Origin of the sequence: Gordonia sp. IEGM753 (assembly GCF_050321825.1) — a bacterium.
Lineage (GTDB): Bacteria > Pseudomonadota > Gammaproteobacteria > Pseudomonadales > Pseudomonadaceae > Aquipseudomonas.
The window spans coordinates 566,621-580,601 of sequence record NZ_JBNQGB010000001.1 but is presented as its reverse complement, the minus strand read 5'-3'; the positions used below and the strand labels follow the sequence as shown (position 1 = coordinate 580,601).

Genomic DNA, 13,981 nt, shown 5'->3' with positions numbered 1-13,981 from the left:
CTCGCTCGCAGCTCTGAAAGTGTGGGTCTGGGATATGGCATGAGCGACAAACTCCAGGCAAGAAAAATCCCGCGACTGGCGGGATTGCAGTAATTCGAATATCAGGACTATCGCCAGGCCCAGTTGAACTTGAGCGGGACCACCGTGCCGTCGCTACGCGTGATGGTGACGATGCTGTTTAACTGACTTGCCCCCGAAATTGCGGTGAGCGCTTTGACGCTGGTGGCCACCTCATCATCGATAAGCCATTTCAACGCCTCTTCGATGTAAATGCGGGCCGTATTGGCAGCGGCGGTTGTCAGGCGTGATCGATCAAGCAGCCAGAGGCGCGAGCCAATCGGCACGTCTTCTTCTTCGTCTCCCCACCATCCACGGCGATCATCGCCGCCGTCCGGTGGTACATCGGTAGCCTCCGCAGCTCGATCGGTGAACAGGCTGATGAGGACGGCTGTTTCCAGATCGTCACCGCTGGTTAGGGCGCCGCCGCTGATCGACCAGTCGCCCGTGCCGCTCTGGACGATCCAGGTTGTGGTGATATCGCTCATTGTTGTGGTGTCGGCGTTGTCGTGCCGCTCCCGTTGGTGTGCGAATTGAAAATTAGTCGATCCTCGGCCATCGTGCGGACACTGTCTTTGACATTTCCTCCAGCTTCAATATCGCCGCTGACCCTCAGCACCGGCGTGTTCATATCGACGGCTGTAGCAGCATTGATCGTGACAGTTGTTGCATTGCTGACCGTGACCGGAGCGCCGCCAGCCTCTACGACGATGCCGTTATCTTTGGTCAAATAGACGCTTTTGCCCCATAGGTCGTAAACCATGCTTTCACCGGAAACCAGCCCGATTGGGCGGCTTTGTTGATGCCCGGTTGCAACCACAACACCCTTTGAGCGGTCGCCGCCCATAAAGACCACCAGGACGTCAGACCCATTCGGAGGGAACGAGGTAAATCCGAACTCGGCGATTCTCGGCGTGCTGTCGCGCGTCTCGGAATCGTTGAGTTTCACCTGCAGCAGCTGCGCGGTTTTTCCGTCATCGCAAAACGTGACCCGACCCCAACTCGACATCAGCTGAATTCGGCGCCACATCCTCTGCATAACTCCAAAACTGTCGGATTCACTGGTCATTGCGGCACCGCCTGGGAAAACTCGCCATAGAGCGGCGTTAGGTTGATCGGCTGGCGCACCTACACGGGTACGGACAATTGAAGGGGTTCAAAGTGAGCAAGCCAACAATTACTTACCTCGGCCCGGCGGGCGGGTCTGATATGGGAGATGGCACGATGAGCAAGCATTGCAATGAGGCCGTCGAGGGTGACGATGGTGGCCTGGTGATCTGCCGGGGCTGTAAAGCTCGTGGCACCTATACGGAACTCCCCGCTGGTGAATGCCCAACGCCTTACAAGTCGGATCGCGCTCTGCTCGCAGAATCCATTGCCCGCGAACAAGCCCTTCAGCTGCGACTTAACGTGGCGGATCAGCGCATTGATGAGCTGACCCAGCACGAGCGCGAGCCGGTGAACTGGGCCGCGCCGAAGACGGTTCGCCAATTGATCCGGCAGCTCCAGACGCTGGACCCCGATCTGGAAACCCACGCCATGTTGCGTATCCCTGACTTCAAAGACGGCAAGCAGGTCCGGTCCTGCCCGCTGAGCATTTCGTATGAGCGCATGGAGGGGCCGTGGCTATCGAGCTTCAAGGGTGAAGGTCGAAAGGTGATCGCCATTTGGGCCAAGACCACCGCGACCTGCAGGACCAAGGTGAAACGCTGACCGAGTCAGCCGAATCCTGACAAGAGTACATCTGTACTCCACCCCTCTGTAACTCCCTCCCCCTTCAAAGTCAGCCGCTATAGCGGCAAAGGAATCGCAATGCCTGAAGAAACTGTTTTGCCATGGACTGGCGAGGGCCCACCGCCCGCCGGAACGGTTTGCGAAGTCGATGGATCCACTGGCGAATCGGGGTTTGGCACGTGCACCATCCTCTACTCATCAAGCAATGTGATGGTCTGGCAGTACATCGGATCTGATGTCGAACACTGCGCCTACGTCGGCTTGCGTGAGTTCCGCCCAAACGGCGCGACCGCAGAGCAGCATCGGCAAGAACTGGCTCGAGAACTCTTTGAGACGATGATCCCCAACGAAAACCATCGCCTGCCATGGGAAGGCATTGATCAGCGAGGCCAGGGCGACTTCCTTCGAGCTATCGACGCCGGCTACCGTAAGCAGGTAACGCCATGATCGCCCTCGCCTACATGGCCTGGCTCATCTACAAGGGGCCACTGTAATGCTTACATCTCAAGCATCGTGGTAAACGCTGAGAGTCGGCGATGACGACAGCGGCATTAATTTGCTGGAAGTCAAAGTCAATGCACGTTCGATGCCCCACTCCAGCGCTTGAGTCATAGTTTCATCCACACGATCCTTGTAGTACTCCTCGAACTTCATTGCTCCGGAACCCAAGTAAACACCGATAAAAAGCTGTACTACACCAGTACGGGATGTCCGAACCTGGACGTCGAGCTGACCCCCATCTTCAAAGATACCGTCGTGACAACGAGTGTGCAGCGCGCAATCCGACCACTCCCAGAAAACTCGCTGTCGCTGCTTTAGCGGATGCATTTCGTTTCACACTTATCAAAGGGCTGACTCCCAGTTGTACGCCCTTTCCTGATCAGAAAGCTAAAACAGTCGCAATTACTTTTTTCGCATCTGGCGGGGCGTAGTAGCGGATCGATCTAACCCCCCTTTTCACCTACGAGCCTGCCTGTGAACGGCGGGCGGAGCCGTGCACGCATGAGCAGACAAGCCGCAAAAGATGTTCTCGACGAAATGACCAAGGAGGACCTGGTGGCATGGATCAGAAGCCGCCAGTTCTCGCGCCCCAAACGAAGCGATATTTTGTATCTGCACTGGGAGCGGCAGTCGGCCGAAGTGCTTGAGGAAATGCAAAAGGAAAATCGCGCACTTGATGGAGTGAATTTCAAGCAGCGTGATGATCTGGCCGCCAGGTTCAACGATTCAAAAGACCCCGAAGAGAAAATGCGACTGTTCAAACTGATAGAGCCTTATGACAAGGCCATGTCAGAGCACATCAAGCGGTCTCAGGCCATCGACAGAAAAAGTAAAAAAATCGATGCCCTATATGAACAAATCGACGTAGAGCGCCAGAAAGAAAACGGGCGCCGGTCGGCGTAACCCTTCCCCACCTTCTGCCGCCACGCGCGGCATGGAGCATCATCATGGCAAAAGTTCTGGCCCAGATTACGGTCAAACTGCCGCGCCTCATGGAGGCAGGCGAATACAGGAAACTGCGGTACGTAGGCGGAAAGCCTAGCCTGCAGCAATTGAAGAAATGGATTGAGGAAGGCGAAGTGATTGGAGAGGTAAAAGGCGGGATGTATTTCGTTGATCTGCAGGCGGCCGTGATGGGCTCAGACGATCCACTGCTCGCTAGAATGATGGAGGTGGGCTGATGGCTCCCCCGCGCGGCCGGGACGTCTCAAACCGGGGACTTCCAGAGAATCTTTACCCAAACGGTAAATATTTTATTTACCGCAACCCGATCACTGGAAAGCGTACCAGCATCAACAAACCTAAAGCTGATGCTGTAAAGCTCGCAAAAATGGCGAACTCCAAGCTTCAGCCGCTACTGGATTCAGATGGCGCGCTGCTTGCGGTACTCACGGGTGAAAGAGCCCCGACGTTTACTTATCTGCTCGAGCGTTTCGAAACGGAATGGTTAATCGGGCGCGGATATGCAGAACGAACTCTCAAGGAGATCAAATTCAAACTGGCACGCTACAAGGAGGATTTGGGAGACAGGATGGTAGGCCAACTCGATGTGCTCACAATCGCGGAGTATCTGGATGGTTTCGAGAACAACGCTTATACAAAGCACCGGGGCCTGCTTGTCCAAGTATTCGCGTTCGCCGTGGCCAAGGGTCTTTGCGAGCGCAACTCGGCTGAGTTGACCCTGGTGAAGAAAGAGGCCGAGAAGAAACGCCAGCGTCATACAGTCGAGGGGCTGAACAAGATTCTGGAGTACGTGGGGACGCCGATCTGGCTGAAGCGAGCCATCCGACTGGGATTGCTGAGTCTTCAGCGGCGGGAAGATATCGTGATGTGGCCAAAATCGGCCGTAGACGTCGATCAGAACACCATCAAGGTATCGCCCGGGAAGACGCAGAATTACGGGAAGCCCGTGCACTTGGAAATAGTCATGGGCAAAGCGCTGCGGGAGGTCGTCATGGAGTGCATCCGGTCACCGGTTGTCTGCCCATACCTAATCCACTACTCGCCCAAGGCCCGAAAACGCGCCCAGCTGGATGCGAAGCTACATTGGAACGCGGTAACCGCGGACTACCTGACCAAGTCATTTGCCCAGGCGCGCGACGACTCAAAGGCATACGAGGAATTGCCAGCAGGCGAGCGCCCCACCTTTCACGAGATTCGAGCACTCGGCGCATGGCTGTACGAGCAGCAGGGTTTTGCACAGGAATACATACAGGGGCTTATGGGTCACGCCGACGTGAAGATGACGGAACATTACCAGGCGGGCCACGGCGATGACGCGGTGGTGTACATGAAGGTGAAGGCCGATTTGACGCTGTGACGGTGGTTCGTTTTTCCAAAACGTTTCCAACGTTTTTCCAAACGACACCCAACAAAAAAGGGCCCACCTTTCGGTGAGCCCTTCTAGACCGCCCAGCAGAGCGGATTTTGTTTGGTAGGCGCGATTGGACTCGAACCAACGACCCCCACCATGTCAAGGTGGTGCTCTAACCAACTGAGCTACGTGCCTGCTGTGAGGCGGCATTCTACGGAATTCCGAAGGGGTGTCAACACCTTTTTTCGAGCTAACCCTATGAATATGCAAAATATTTAATTTCTTCATGACAAAGAAGATTTTGCGGCGGCTGGCGGCTGATTTTTAACTGGGGTAGGATCGGCGCACACGTAAAATATATTAAACAGAGGCTGCAGGATGGCAAACACCCCTTACCCAGAGTCCTATTACGCTGCATCGGCCAACGCGGCGCCTGAGCGTCCAGCGTTGCAGGATGACGTAGAGACTGATGTCTGTGTGATCGGGGCCGGCTATACCGGTTTGTCTTCTGCCCTGTTTCTGCTGGAGCACGGTTTTCGGGTGACGGTGCTCGAAGCGGCCAAGGTAGGGTTCGGCGCATCGGGTCGCAATGGCGGCCAGATCGTTAACAGCTATAGCCGCGATATCGATGTGATCGAGCGTAGCGTCGGTCCCAAGCAGGCCCAGCTGTTGGGGCAAATGGCGTTTGAAGGTGGGCGGATTATTCGTGAGCGGGTCGCCAAATATAATATCCAGTGCGACTTGAAGGACGGCGGCGTATTTGCCGCCATTACCGCCAAGCAGATGGGCCACCTGCAATCGCAGAAGCGTCTGTGGGAGCGTTTTGGTCATACGCAGTTAGAGCTGATGGACCAACAGCGTATTCGTGAAGTGGTGGGGTGCGATCAATATGTTGGCGGCATGCTCGACATGAGTGGCGGGCATATTCATCCGCTGAACCTGGCACTGGGTGAAGCGGCGGCCGTGGAGTTACTGGGCGGGACCATTTATGAGCAATCACCGGCGGTGCGTATCGAGCGCGGTGCGAACCCGGTGGTGCACACGCCTCAAGGCAAGGTCAGGGCCAAGTTCGTTATCGTGGCCGGTAACGCCTACCTCGGTAATCTAGTGCCGGAACTTGCGGCCAAGTCGATGCCGTGCGGCACTCAAGTGATTACCACTGAGCCCTTGGGTGATGCACTCGCCAAGAGTCTATTGCCGCAAGACTACTGCGTTGAAGACTGCAATTACCTGCTCGATTACTACCGTCTGACCGGCGATAAACGCCTGATTTTCGGTGGCGGCGTTGTCTACGGCGCGCGCGATCCGGCGAACATCGAAGCGATCATCCGGCCAAAAATGCTCAAGGCATTCCCCCAGCTCAAGGACGTAAAAATAGACTACGCCTGGACCGGCAATTTCCTGCTGACCCTTTCGCGTCTTCCTCAGGTCGGGCGTTTGGGCGACACTATTTACTATTCCCAGGGATGCAGCGGCCACGGCGTGACCTACACGCATCTGGCCGGCAAGGTGTTGGCCGAAGCATTGCGCGGCCAGGCCGAACGTTTCGATGCGTTTGCCGACTTACCGCACTACCCATTCCCCGGCGGACAATTGTTACGCACGCCATTCGCGGCGCTGGGCGCCTGGTACTACGGCCTGCGGGACAAGTTCGGGTACTGACAGAACCCTGCAAAAGGGCCACTCAACGTGGCCCTTTTTTTGTCAGCTCGGGAAATCAGCCCCTTCGCTGACACTGGCCCACCCTTCAAAATCCTTGCGCAACGATTCGATCTTGCCGCGCCCGCCAGCGAGTGCAGCTTTGCCAAGCAACAGACGCAACGGTGGATTCTCGGCTTCGACCGCATTGACGATCGCCACCGCAGCTCGCACCGGATCGCCCGGCTGACTGCCGCTGTAGCCACGCATCATTTCCATGCGCTTACCGGCCGTCTCACGGTAATCGTCGATGGTCTGGCTTGCCTCATTGGCTGAACGCCCCGCCCAATCGGTGCGGAAACCACTCGGTTCGACGAGCAACACTTTTATGCCCAGTGGCGCGACCTCTTGGGCCAGCGACTCGGACATGCCTTCTACCGCAAACTTGGTGGCGTGATAAAAACTCACGGCCGGGAACGCGACAATCCCGCCCACCGAAGAAATATTGACCACCGTACCGCTGCGTTTTTCGCGCATGCCGGGCAACACCGCACGCGTCATCTGCGCCAAACCCCAGACGTTGATTTCCATCATCTTGCGAACTTCGTCCAGATCGCTTTCTTCAAACGAGCCGAAATAGCCGACGCCGGCGTTGTTCACCAGCACGTCGATACGACCGAAACGCGCGTGAGCAGCCTCCACGGCGGCTTTGATTTGCGCCGGATCAGTAACGTCCAGCGTCAACACCAACGCATTGTCTTCGTGGCCTTTGACGATGTCTTCGACCTGCGCCGGATTACGCGCCGTGACCACTGTCGGGTATCCGAGGCTTAGCGTGTGCAAGGCCAGTTGACGGCCAAAACCTGTTGAACAGCCGGTGATGAACCAGACCGGTTTTACTGTCGATGCAGTCATGCTGATCTTCCTCCAGGGTGTTGCTCACTGATGCGAGCCATGCCATGCAGTATGGACACGTATGGCTTTCCTAAAAAGAGTCATAATCTGCAAGCCCTTTCCGGAAAAACCACACAATGAAAGATCCCGACTTCCAGCAACTTCGCCTCTTCATGCACGTTGCCCAGGCAAAAAGCTTCACTAGCGCGGCGGATGCGACGGGGCTTTCAGTGTCCACGGTCAGCCATGCCGTGCGTGCGCTGGAGAAGCAATTGGGCTTGCAACTGCTGAACCGCACCACTCGAAGCGTCAACGTCACCGAAGCCGGCGAGCAACTGATCGCCAAGATCGCACCGCTGATGGAAGATCTGACCTTCGCCTTGCGCACCGCGTCAATCGCCGGCGATGCGGTCGCCGGCACGTTGCGCCTCAGCGTTCCCTCGACCGCCAGCCGGCTGATTCTGCAACCGCTGTTGCGCAAGTTTCTGTTGGCGCATCACGGGATCAACCTTGAAGTGGCAGTGGACAACAGCCTGATCGACATCGTCACCAAAGGCTTCGACGCTGGCATTCGATATGACGATGTGCTGGCGGAAGACATGGTGGTGGTGCCGGTTTTGTCGAACATGCGGTTTGTGGTGGTTGCCTCACCCGAGTACCTGCAAGGTCGGAAGCTGCCGCAGCATCCGCAAGATTTATTGCAGCATGATTGCCTGAACTATCGCAGCGCAGCATCAGGTGCGATGCCCCGCTGGGATTTTGAAAAGGACGGCAAACAGACGCGGATCGCCGTGCGAGGACGATTGGCCACCAATGACAGCGAACTGTTGTTGAGGGCGGCACTGGACGGATTTGGTTTCGCGTACCTCTCCCATTTGCCGGTTGTCGCGCATCTGGAAAGCGGTGAGCTGGTGTCCGTACTGGACGAATGGGTGCCGACAGGCACGATGTTTCTGTACTACTTCGAACGAAACAACACGCCGAAGAAGCTACGTGCGTTCATTGATTTTCTAAAAGCTAACGATCCCCTGTAGGAGCAAGCTTGCTCCTACAGGACAGCGCTTTAGAGCCGGGATCGTGGGATGCCGCTGCGAATCCGCAGGATGTCAGCCAGCACCGCCAAGGCGATTTCCGACGGTGTCTTGCTGCCCAGGTTCAGCCCGATAGGGGCGTGAATTCGCGCGAGTTCGGTATCGCCCAAACCGCCAATGCGCCGCAGCCGCTCGAAGCGCTTCTGCGAGGTTTGCATCGAGCCCATCACGCCGATGTAAAACGCCTCGGTGCGCACCGCTTCCATCATCGCCAAGTCGTCGATGCGCGGATCGTGGGTCAACGCGACCACGGCGGTATCACTGTGACAACCACCGTCGGCGATAAACACTGAAGGCAACTGCCGACGAATCTCGACATTCGCCAGCACCACACCTTCAAGCACTTCGTCACGCGGATCGCACAGAATCACCTCGAAACCCAACCCGACGGCGAATTCAGCGCACGCTTGAGCGACACTGGAATACCCCGCCAACAGCAACCGTTGAGCAGCACCGACCCGCACGCGAACCCGATCAACCTCACGTTCGATGCGTGCGCCCTGTTCGTGGTCGGCAAACAGACTGCGCGCCCCGCTGGCCAGGTCGACTTCACGGATCAACCGACGCTGGCCCAACAGCGCCGACTCCAGTTCGCGCAAATGAGCCTGCACCTCACACTCCGGATCGAGCTTCTCCACCAGCACATCGAGAATGCCGCCACACGGCAGGCTCACTCGAGAACGCGGGTCATCGCCCTCGCCGTAGCGCACCACGCAAACAGGCTCCAGAAAAGCACCCTCGGCGACACGTTCGAGAAAGTCCTCCTCAACGCAACCGCCGGACAATGAGCCGATCCAATGCCCCGCCGCAGTCACCGCCAGCAGCGAACCTGGCGCACGCGGCGCCGAACCGTAAGTGGCGAGCACCGTGCACAACCAGATGCGCTGGCCGGAGGCAGACCACTCCAGCGCCCGACGAATCACTTGCAGATCGAGATGCTGCATGTCAGTGCGCCTTGTGCTCGGCCGGCGGAGCATCGGCTTGCAGCTTCTGCACGTCGCCAACCGCCAGTTCACTCGACTGCCCACCCCAACCCTGACGCAAGTAGTTCAACAGGTCGGTCAGTTGTTCGTGATTGAGTTTGTCAGCGAAGCCCGGCATCGGTTGCATGCGTTCGAAACCGGTAAATTTCTGTTCGCCGATGCCGTCCTCGATCACCCGCAGCAGGTTGCGCGGATCGTCCAGACGCAACGTGGTGTTGCCGCGCATCGCTACGGCGATATGCGGTTTGCCCTCGCCGTCGACCGCATGGCAACCGGCGCAGACGTTCAGGTACTCCTGGCGACCGCGCTGGGCGCTGGCACCGAGCTTGTCCAGCGGCACCTCGGTCAGCACCTTCGCGACGGGCGGTTGATCGCCGAGCAGGAAGGTTGCCATTGCCGCCAAGTCTTGATCATTCAAGCCTTGGGTGCTGTTGTGGAACACCGGGAACATCTCGTTGAACATGGTGCCTTGGGCGCTCATCCCGTGCTTGAGGAACGAGCTCAAGTCTTGTTGATTCCAGCCACGTGCCGCCAGGTCGTTGGCCAACAGGCTGGGTGCCAGATAGCCGTTGAGCAGGCCACCGGTCAGGCGTTTGTCCTGCTGCATCGCTCCCGGCAAACCGCGTGGCGTATGGCATTCGCCGCAGTGACCCAAGACATCGACCATGTATTGGCCACGCTTGAAGGCTTCGCTTTTGCCCTCGGTAGACGCGAGTTTCACGTCCTTGCCGTAGAGCATGTTCCAGCCCATCAGCCCCAGACGCACGTTGAACGGAAAGCTCAGGCTGGTCACCGGTGCGGCACGCTCGATCGGCTCGATGGTTTTCAGGTACGCGTGAATCGCGTCCGAATCTTCACGCGGCATCAAGTGATACGAGGTGTAGGGCATCGCCGGGTACAGGTTCGCGCCATCGCGACGCTTGCCTTCGGTCAGTGCCGCAAAGAATTCGTCATCGCTGTACAGGCCAATGCCGTGCTCTTTGCTCGGGGTGATGTTGGTGCCATAAATCGTCCCGAACGGCGAGACAATCGGCAGGCCGCCCGCATACGGCGCGCCACCCGGCGCGGTGTGGCACGCCATGCAATCGGCGGCTCGGGCCAGGTATTCGCCACGTTTGACCTGATCATCAGCGTGAGCCAGCAACACCGGCGCCACCAGACCCACCGCCAATGCCAGGCGGGAAAGTAAATGCTTCATGCTTAACCCTCCTTGACCAGGCCGAGATCGGTCAGCACATTGCGCGTTGCGCTGTAGTAGCGCACGTAGCCGGTGCAGCGGCACACGTGATGACCGAGACTGTCTTCAATGACTTTTTCCAGCTGACTTTTAACGATTGGCTGGCGTTGCAGCTTCTCGACGAGCACCGTTGCGGCATTGACGAAACCCGGCGCGCAGTAGCTGCACTGGAACGCGAATTCGTCGACGAAGCGCTGTTGGATCGGATTCAGCTCGGTGACCTTGCCCTGCTCGTCGCGTTTGGCATGGCCTTCGATGGTCCGTACTTTTTTGCCTTCGAAATAGTGCGCGCCGGTGATGCAAGTGCGCACTTCTTCGCTGGTGCCGTCAGGGTTATCGACAATCACCACACACGCATGGCAAATACCCTGGCCGCAGCCCAAACGCGAACCGGTAAGGTTTTTGTATTCGTGCAGGTAGTCGATCATCGGCAGGTCATCAGGGATTTCCACGGGGCCGACGGATTGACCGTTGAGGGTCAGTTGAAGCGGGCGATTAGCCATTGAGGGCCTCCTTGATGCGAGCAGAAGTGATAGGCAGGTCACGGACCCGTTTGCCGATAGCGTGGGCTACGGCGTTACCGATTGCGCCGACCACCGGGATCATCACCACTTCGGCAATACCCTTCGATGGATCGCTCGGCGACAACGGCGGCAGGATCTCGGCTGTCTGGTTCCAGACCGCGACGTGGCGCGCCATCGGCAAGCGGTAGCGGTTGAAGTTCCAGTCGCCCTCCCCCGGCCCGCCTTCGTACAGCGGCATCTCTTCCAGCAACGCGTGGCCGATGCCCATGGCGATTCCGCCTTCGAGCTGACCCTTGACCAACTCCTCAACCAGCACCCGACCGCACTCGACCCACGAGTGATGGTTAAGCACTTGAACCTCGGCCGAACCTTTGTTCACTTTCAATTCCACCAGCGTCGCAACAGGGCTGTAGTACGTCACCGCCGCGTTGTTCAACTGAGTGTCCGGGTAATGCACATTCTGCCGATCCAGCAGGTGGAAACCGGCGCTGTTCATCAACGCCTTTTTCGCGCCAGGTGCGCCATCACCGTACTTGACGGCCAAGCCATCGAGCGGCAGACGTTCGCGCACGCCATCGATGCTGTACTCGGCTTCAGCCCAACTCCAGCGGTTGAAGCCATGCACGGTCGCGCCGCTGACCAGGCCCTTTTCATGGACGTGTCTGGCCAACTGCTCAAAGCTCAATGGCTGCATGCCGTTAGCGGTCAGTTTACCGTCCACCCAATGTGCATCTTCACGACGCACCACGTAGGGATTGGCCTGACCGCCATAAGGACCCTGACCCCAGATCTGCAGGGCCGCCGGCCACAAGCCGTGGTTGAACAGCACGCGCGCCGCTTCTCGCGTGGCGTGGCTGAAGTAATACGCAGAGTTGGTTGCCGACGACGCCGAGGCCAATTTGCCAACCCAACGCGGGTTGCGCAGGAAAGTGTCCTGTTCGGCCTGGCTCATGATGTAAGGGTTGCCACCGCTGGTCAGTTGCAACTCTTTCCATTGGGTCTCGCCGGTCTTGACTTCCGTCGCCGGAACGCCGAGGAAATCGGCCACTACCAAGGCCTGAGAAGTCGACATGCCAGTGCCGATTTCGATACCGATGTGGCGCAGGGTGATGTGCCCTTCAGCGGTAAATTCGATACTGGCCATCGGCGCTTCAGAACCCGTGCCAAAGTCTTTCTGGCAGATGGCGAAGCCCACGCCATACCAGTTGTCCGGGTCTTGTGCTTCGCGCTGCTGTTTGATCGCGTCGCGGTTTTTCCAGACCTCGTGAACGGCAGCCTTGTCGAGAATCTCGTGCAGGCGCAATGCACCCGCCGGGATCGCGCCCTGGGTGTTTTTCATGCCCGAGAGCATGGCGTTTTTCTTGCGCAGGTCGATGGCATCGATACCGAGACGACCGGCGATTTCATCGACCATCATTTCGGTAGAAGCCATGCTTTGCAGCGTGCCGTAACCACGCATCGATCCGGCTTCAACGGCCCGGGAATGATAGGCCGTCACCTGCAAGTCGTTCTGCGGCATGTAGTAGATCGACTGCGCCGCGGTGGCACCCACCGCTGCTACTGAAGGGCTGTAGTTGATGCGACCACCACCGTCGACACTCATCTCGGCGCGGAAAATCTTGAAGCTGTGATCGTTTTTATCCACCGCCAACTGATAGCGGATGTCGAACGGATGACGCTTGATGCCGCTCTGGAATTGCTCATAGCGATCGTTGGCCAAGCGCACCGGCACACCAGCGCCGTACAACGCCGCCAGGGCCGCGTAGTAGACGAAAATGTTGTGGTCTTTGGAGCCGTAACCAACGGTATAACCCGGATGCATATTCAGGTTGGCCAGGCCAAAACGCGACGGTGCAATCATCTTCGCCGTCTCAGTCGCAGCCTCCAGCGGGCATTGCGTGGCGACTACAAAATGCAGGGTTTTGGTGGCCGGGTCGTACCAACCGTTACCGTTGTCCGGCTCCATGGCTGCCGGTTCGATCGACGGGGTTTTGTAACGTTCGTCGAACACCAGCCAGTTATCTGGCGGGGTGTCGATTTGCTGCTTCATGCGGTCGGCGTAGAACAGACCGCGCTCGGTCAGGTTGCCATGCAGGTCCGGTTGCGAATTCCATACCGGACGACGGTTCTTCAGCATCGGGAACAGGATCGAATCCTTGAGGCTGGCGAATTCATCCTCGTCCGCCGAGGTTGCACCGCCGACACGCACGTAGCGGAAGCTGCCATAAGGATCGCTTTCGTAGAACGGCACTTGAGCACCGTAGCGAATCGCTTTGTCGTTGAACTTGAGTTTGGCTTTGGCCTGGCGGAAACGCTCGAAATCGTTCCAGATCAGGATCGCTACCGGGTGACCGATGAACATCGGCACTTTGCCCACCGGCAGCAACGGATCGGGGGCATGTTCTTCAGGGAAAACAATACCGTCCTTTTCCAGGTCGTCAGCCGTGACGATTCGATCAGGCTGTAAATCAGCGCCGAGCCACGACAGGTCATAACCTGCATAGAGACGGTCGGCCTTGGTGATTTTCAACAGCATGGCGTGGCCTTGCTGCTCTGGCCAACCCGGCATGTCCTTGGAGCGGATATCGCGCGCGAAGACTTTGCTGCCACAGACTTTCGACAAGGCGTCATTACGCGAGCGCGCCTTGCCATTGTTGCCAATCCACTGCTCGGACGGCACGGTGACGCTGTTTTCCATCAAGGCAGCCAGCGCCTGGGTGCTCAGCGGTGTCAGCGTTACGCTCACACCCGCTACCAGCCCGCCCTGAAGGAACGAGCGCCGGGATATATCACGGTTGGACATGGATCATCCTCTGGACGGTTATGGGCCCGCCCTTTTGGTTATGTTCTGGAAATCTCGAGTCGTGCAGAAACCCTTTTTGGACGGAGCAAAGGGCGTGATGACAGTGCAAAACTGACCGAAAGGTTAACTTTATAGGTTTATGCGCTCGCAGAAAACAACCAGTTACAAAAAAACTGACCGAATAATCAGATTTATTGCGGCATTG

The 13,981-nt window shown here is 57.7% G+C and carries 15 protein-coding genes and 1 tRNA gene; 7 read left to right on the top strand and 9 right to left on the bottom strand.

What is annotated here, in order from left to right; translation table 11 throughout:
- Positions 1-107 precede the first annotated feature (107 nt).
- A complete protein-coding gene (locus tag ACQR3R_RS02640) occupies positions 108-545 on the bottom strand; it encodes a phage GP46 family protein (protein ID WP_428270404.1) in 438 nt (145 codons plus the stop codon).
- Positions 542-1,126, bottom strand: coding sequence for a phage baseplate assembly protein V (locus tag ACQR3R_RS02635; RefSeq protein WP_428270402.1), 585 nt, complete (start codon positions 1,124-1,126; stop codon positions 542-544). The genes ACQR3R_RS02640 and ACQR3R_RS02635 overlap by 4 nt, the downstream gene beginning before the upstream one ends.
- Before the next feature lie 92 nt (positions 1,127-1,218).
- On the opposite strand from ACQR3R_RS02635, the gene ACQR3R_RS02630 reads away from it, so the two are divergent.
- Both ACQR3R_RS02630 and ACQR3R_RS02625 read left to right on the top strand, forming a co-directional pair.
- Positions 1,219-1,770 (top strand): hypothetical protein, encoded by a 552-nt coding sequence (locus ACQR3R_RS02630; protein ID WP_428270401.1) that lies wholly within the window; start codon positions 1,219-1,221, stop codon positions 1,768-1,770.
- Positions 1,771-1,869: 99 nt separating this feature from the next.
- Positions 1,870-2,238, top strand: a complete 369-nt coding sequence (locus ACQR3R_RS02625) for a hypothetical protein (protein ID WP_428270399.1) — start codon at positions 1,870-1,872, stop codon at positions 2,236-2,238.
- Between the two features lie 57 nt (positions 2,239-2,295).
- Here ACQR3R_RS02625 and ACQR3R_RS02620 read toward each other — a convergent pair whose 3' ends face one another.
- Positions 2,296-2,445, bottom strand: coding sequence for a hypothetical protein (locus ACQR3R_RS02620; RefSeq protein WP_428270397.1), 150 nt, complete (start codon positions 2,443-2,445; stop codon positions 2,296-2,298).
- A gap of 348 nt (positions 2,446-2,793) precedes the next feature.
- On the opposite strand from ACQR3R_RS02620, the gene ACQR3R_RS02615 reads away from it, so the two are divergent.
- From ACQR3R_RS02615 to ACQR3R_RS02605, 3 genes are read left to right on the top strand one after another with little or no spacing between them, the layout of a single operon-like run.
- Positions 2,794-3,195: a hypothetical protein gene (locus ACQR3R_RS02615; protein ID WP_428270396.1), complete on the top strand. Its 402-nt coding sequence runs from the start codon at positions 2,794-2,796 to the stop codon at positions 3,193-3,195.
- A gap of 44 nt (positions 3,196-3,239) precedes the next feature.
- Entirely contained in the window at positions 3,240-3,473 is a 234-nt protein-coding gene (locus ACQR3R_RS02610; protein ID WP_428270395.1) for a hypothetical protein, read from the top strand.
- Positions 3,473-4,612 (top strand): tyrosine-type recombinase/integrase, encoded by a 1,140-nt coding sequence (locus ACQR3R_RS02605; protein WP_428270393.1) that lies wholly within the window; start codon positions 3,473-3,475, stop codon positions 4,610-4,612. Before ACQR3R_RS02610 ends, ACQR3R_RS02605 begins: the two co-directional genes overlap by 1 nt.
- Before the next feature lie 112 nt (positions 4,613-4,724).
- On the opposite strand, the gene ACQR3R_RS02600 is transcribed toward ACQR3R_RS02605, so the two are convergent.
- Positions 4,725-4,801 (bottom strand) — tRNA-Val (locus ACQR3R_RS02600).
- A 183-nt stretch (positions 4,802-4,984) separates the two neighbouring features.
- Here ACQR3R_RS02600 and ACQR3R_RS02595 point away from each other — a divergent pair.
- Entirely contained in the window at positions 4,985-6,268 is a 1,284-nt protein-coding gene (locus ACQR3R_RS02595) for an FAD-dependent oxidoreductase (protein WP_428270392.1), read from the top strand.
- Positions 6,269-6,310: 42 nt separating this feature from the next.
- Here ACQR3R_RS02595 and ACQR3R_RS02590 read toward each other — a convergent pair whose 3' ends face one another.
- Positions 6,311-7,159, bottom strand: coding sequence for an oxidoreductase (locus ACQR3R_RS02590; protein WP_428270391.1), 849 nt, complete (start codon positions 7,157-7,159; stop codon positions 6,311-6,313).
- A 116-nt stretch (positions 7,160-7,275) separates the two neighbouring features.
- Here ACQR3R_RS02590 and ACQR3R_RS02585 point away from each other — a divergent pair, with 116 nt between their 5' ends.
- Entirely contained in the window at positions 7,276-8,172 is an 897-nt protein-coding gene (locus ACQR3R_RS02585) for a LysR substrate-binding domain-containing protein (protein WP_428270390.1), read from the top strand.
- 29 nt (positions 8,173-8,201) lie between these two features.
- Here ACQR3R_RS02585 and ACQR3R_RS02580 read toward each other — a convergent pair whose 3' ends face one another.
- From ACQR3R_RS02580 to ACQR3R_RS02565, 4 genes are read right to left on the bottom strand one after another with little or no spacing between them, the layout of a single operon-like run.
- Positions 8,202-9,173, bottom strand: a complete 972-nt coding sequence (locus ACQR3R_RS02580) for an XdhC family protein (RefSeq protein ID WP_428270388.1) — start codon at positions 9,171-9,173, stop codon at positions 8,202-8,204.
- A 1-nt stretch (position 9,174) separates the two neighbouring features.
- Positions 9,175-10,410, bottom strand: coding sequence for a c-type cytochrome (locus tag ACQR3R_RS02575; protein WP_428270386.1), 1,236 nt, complete (start codon positions 10,408-10,410; stop codon positions 9,175-9,177).
- Positions 10,411-10,412: 2 nt separating this feature from the next.
- Positions 10,413-10,952 (bottom strand): 2Fe-2S iron-sulfur cluster-binding protein, encoded by a 540-nt coding sequence (locus ACQR3R_RS02570; protein WP_428270384.1) that lies wholly within the window; start codon positions 10,950-10,952, stop codon positions 10,413-10,415.
- Positions 10,945-13,776, bottom strand: a complete 2,832-nt coding sequence (locus tag ACQR3R_RS02565) for a molybdopterin cofactor-binding domain-containing protein (RefSeq protein WP_428270382.1) — start codon at positions 13,774-13,776, stop codon at positions 10,945-10,947. The genes ACQR3R_RS02570 and ACQR3R_RS02565 overlap by 8 nt, the downstream gene beginning before the upstream one ends.
- Between the last annotated feature and the right edge of the window lie 205 nt (positions 13,777-13,981).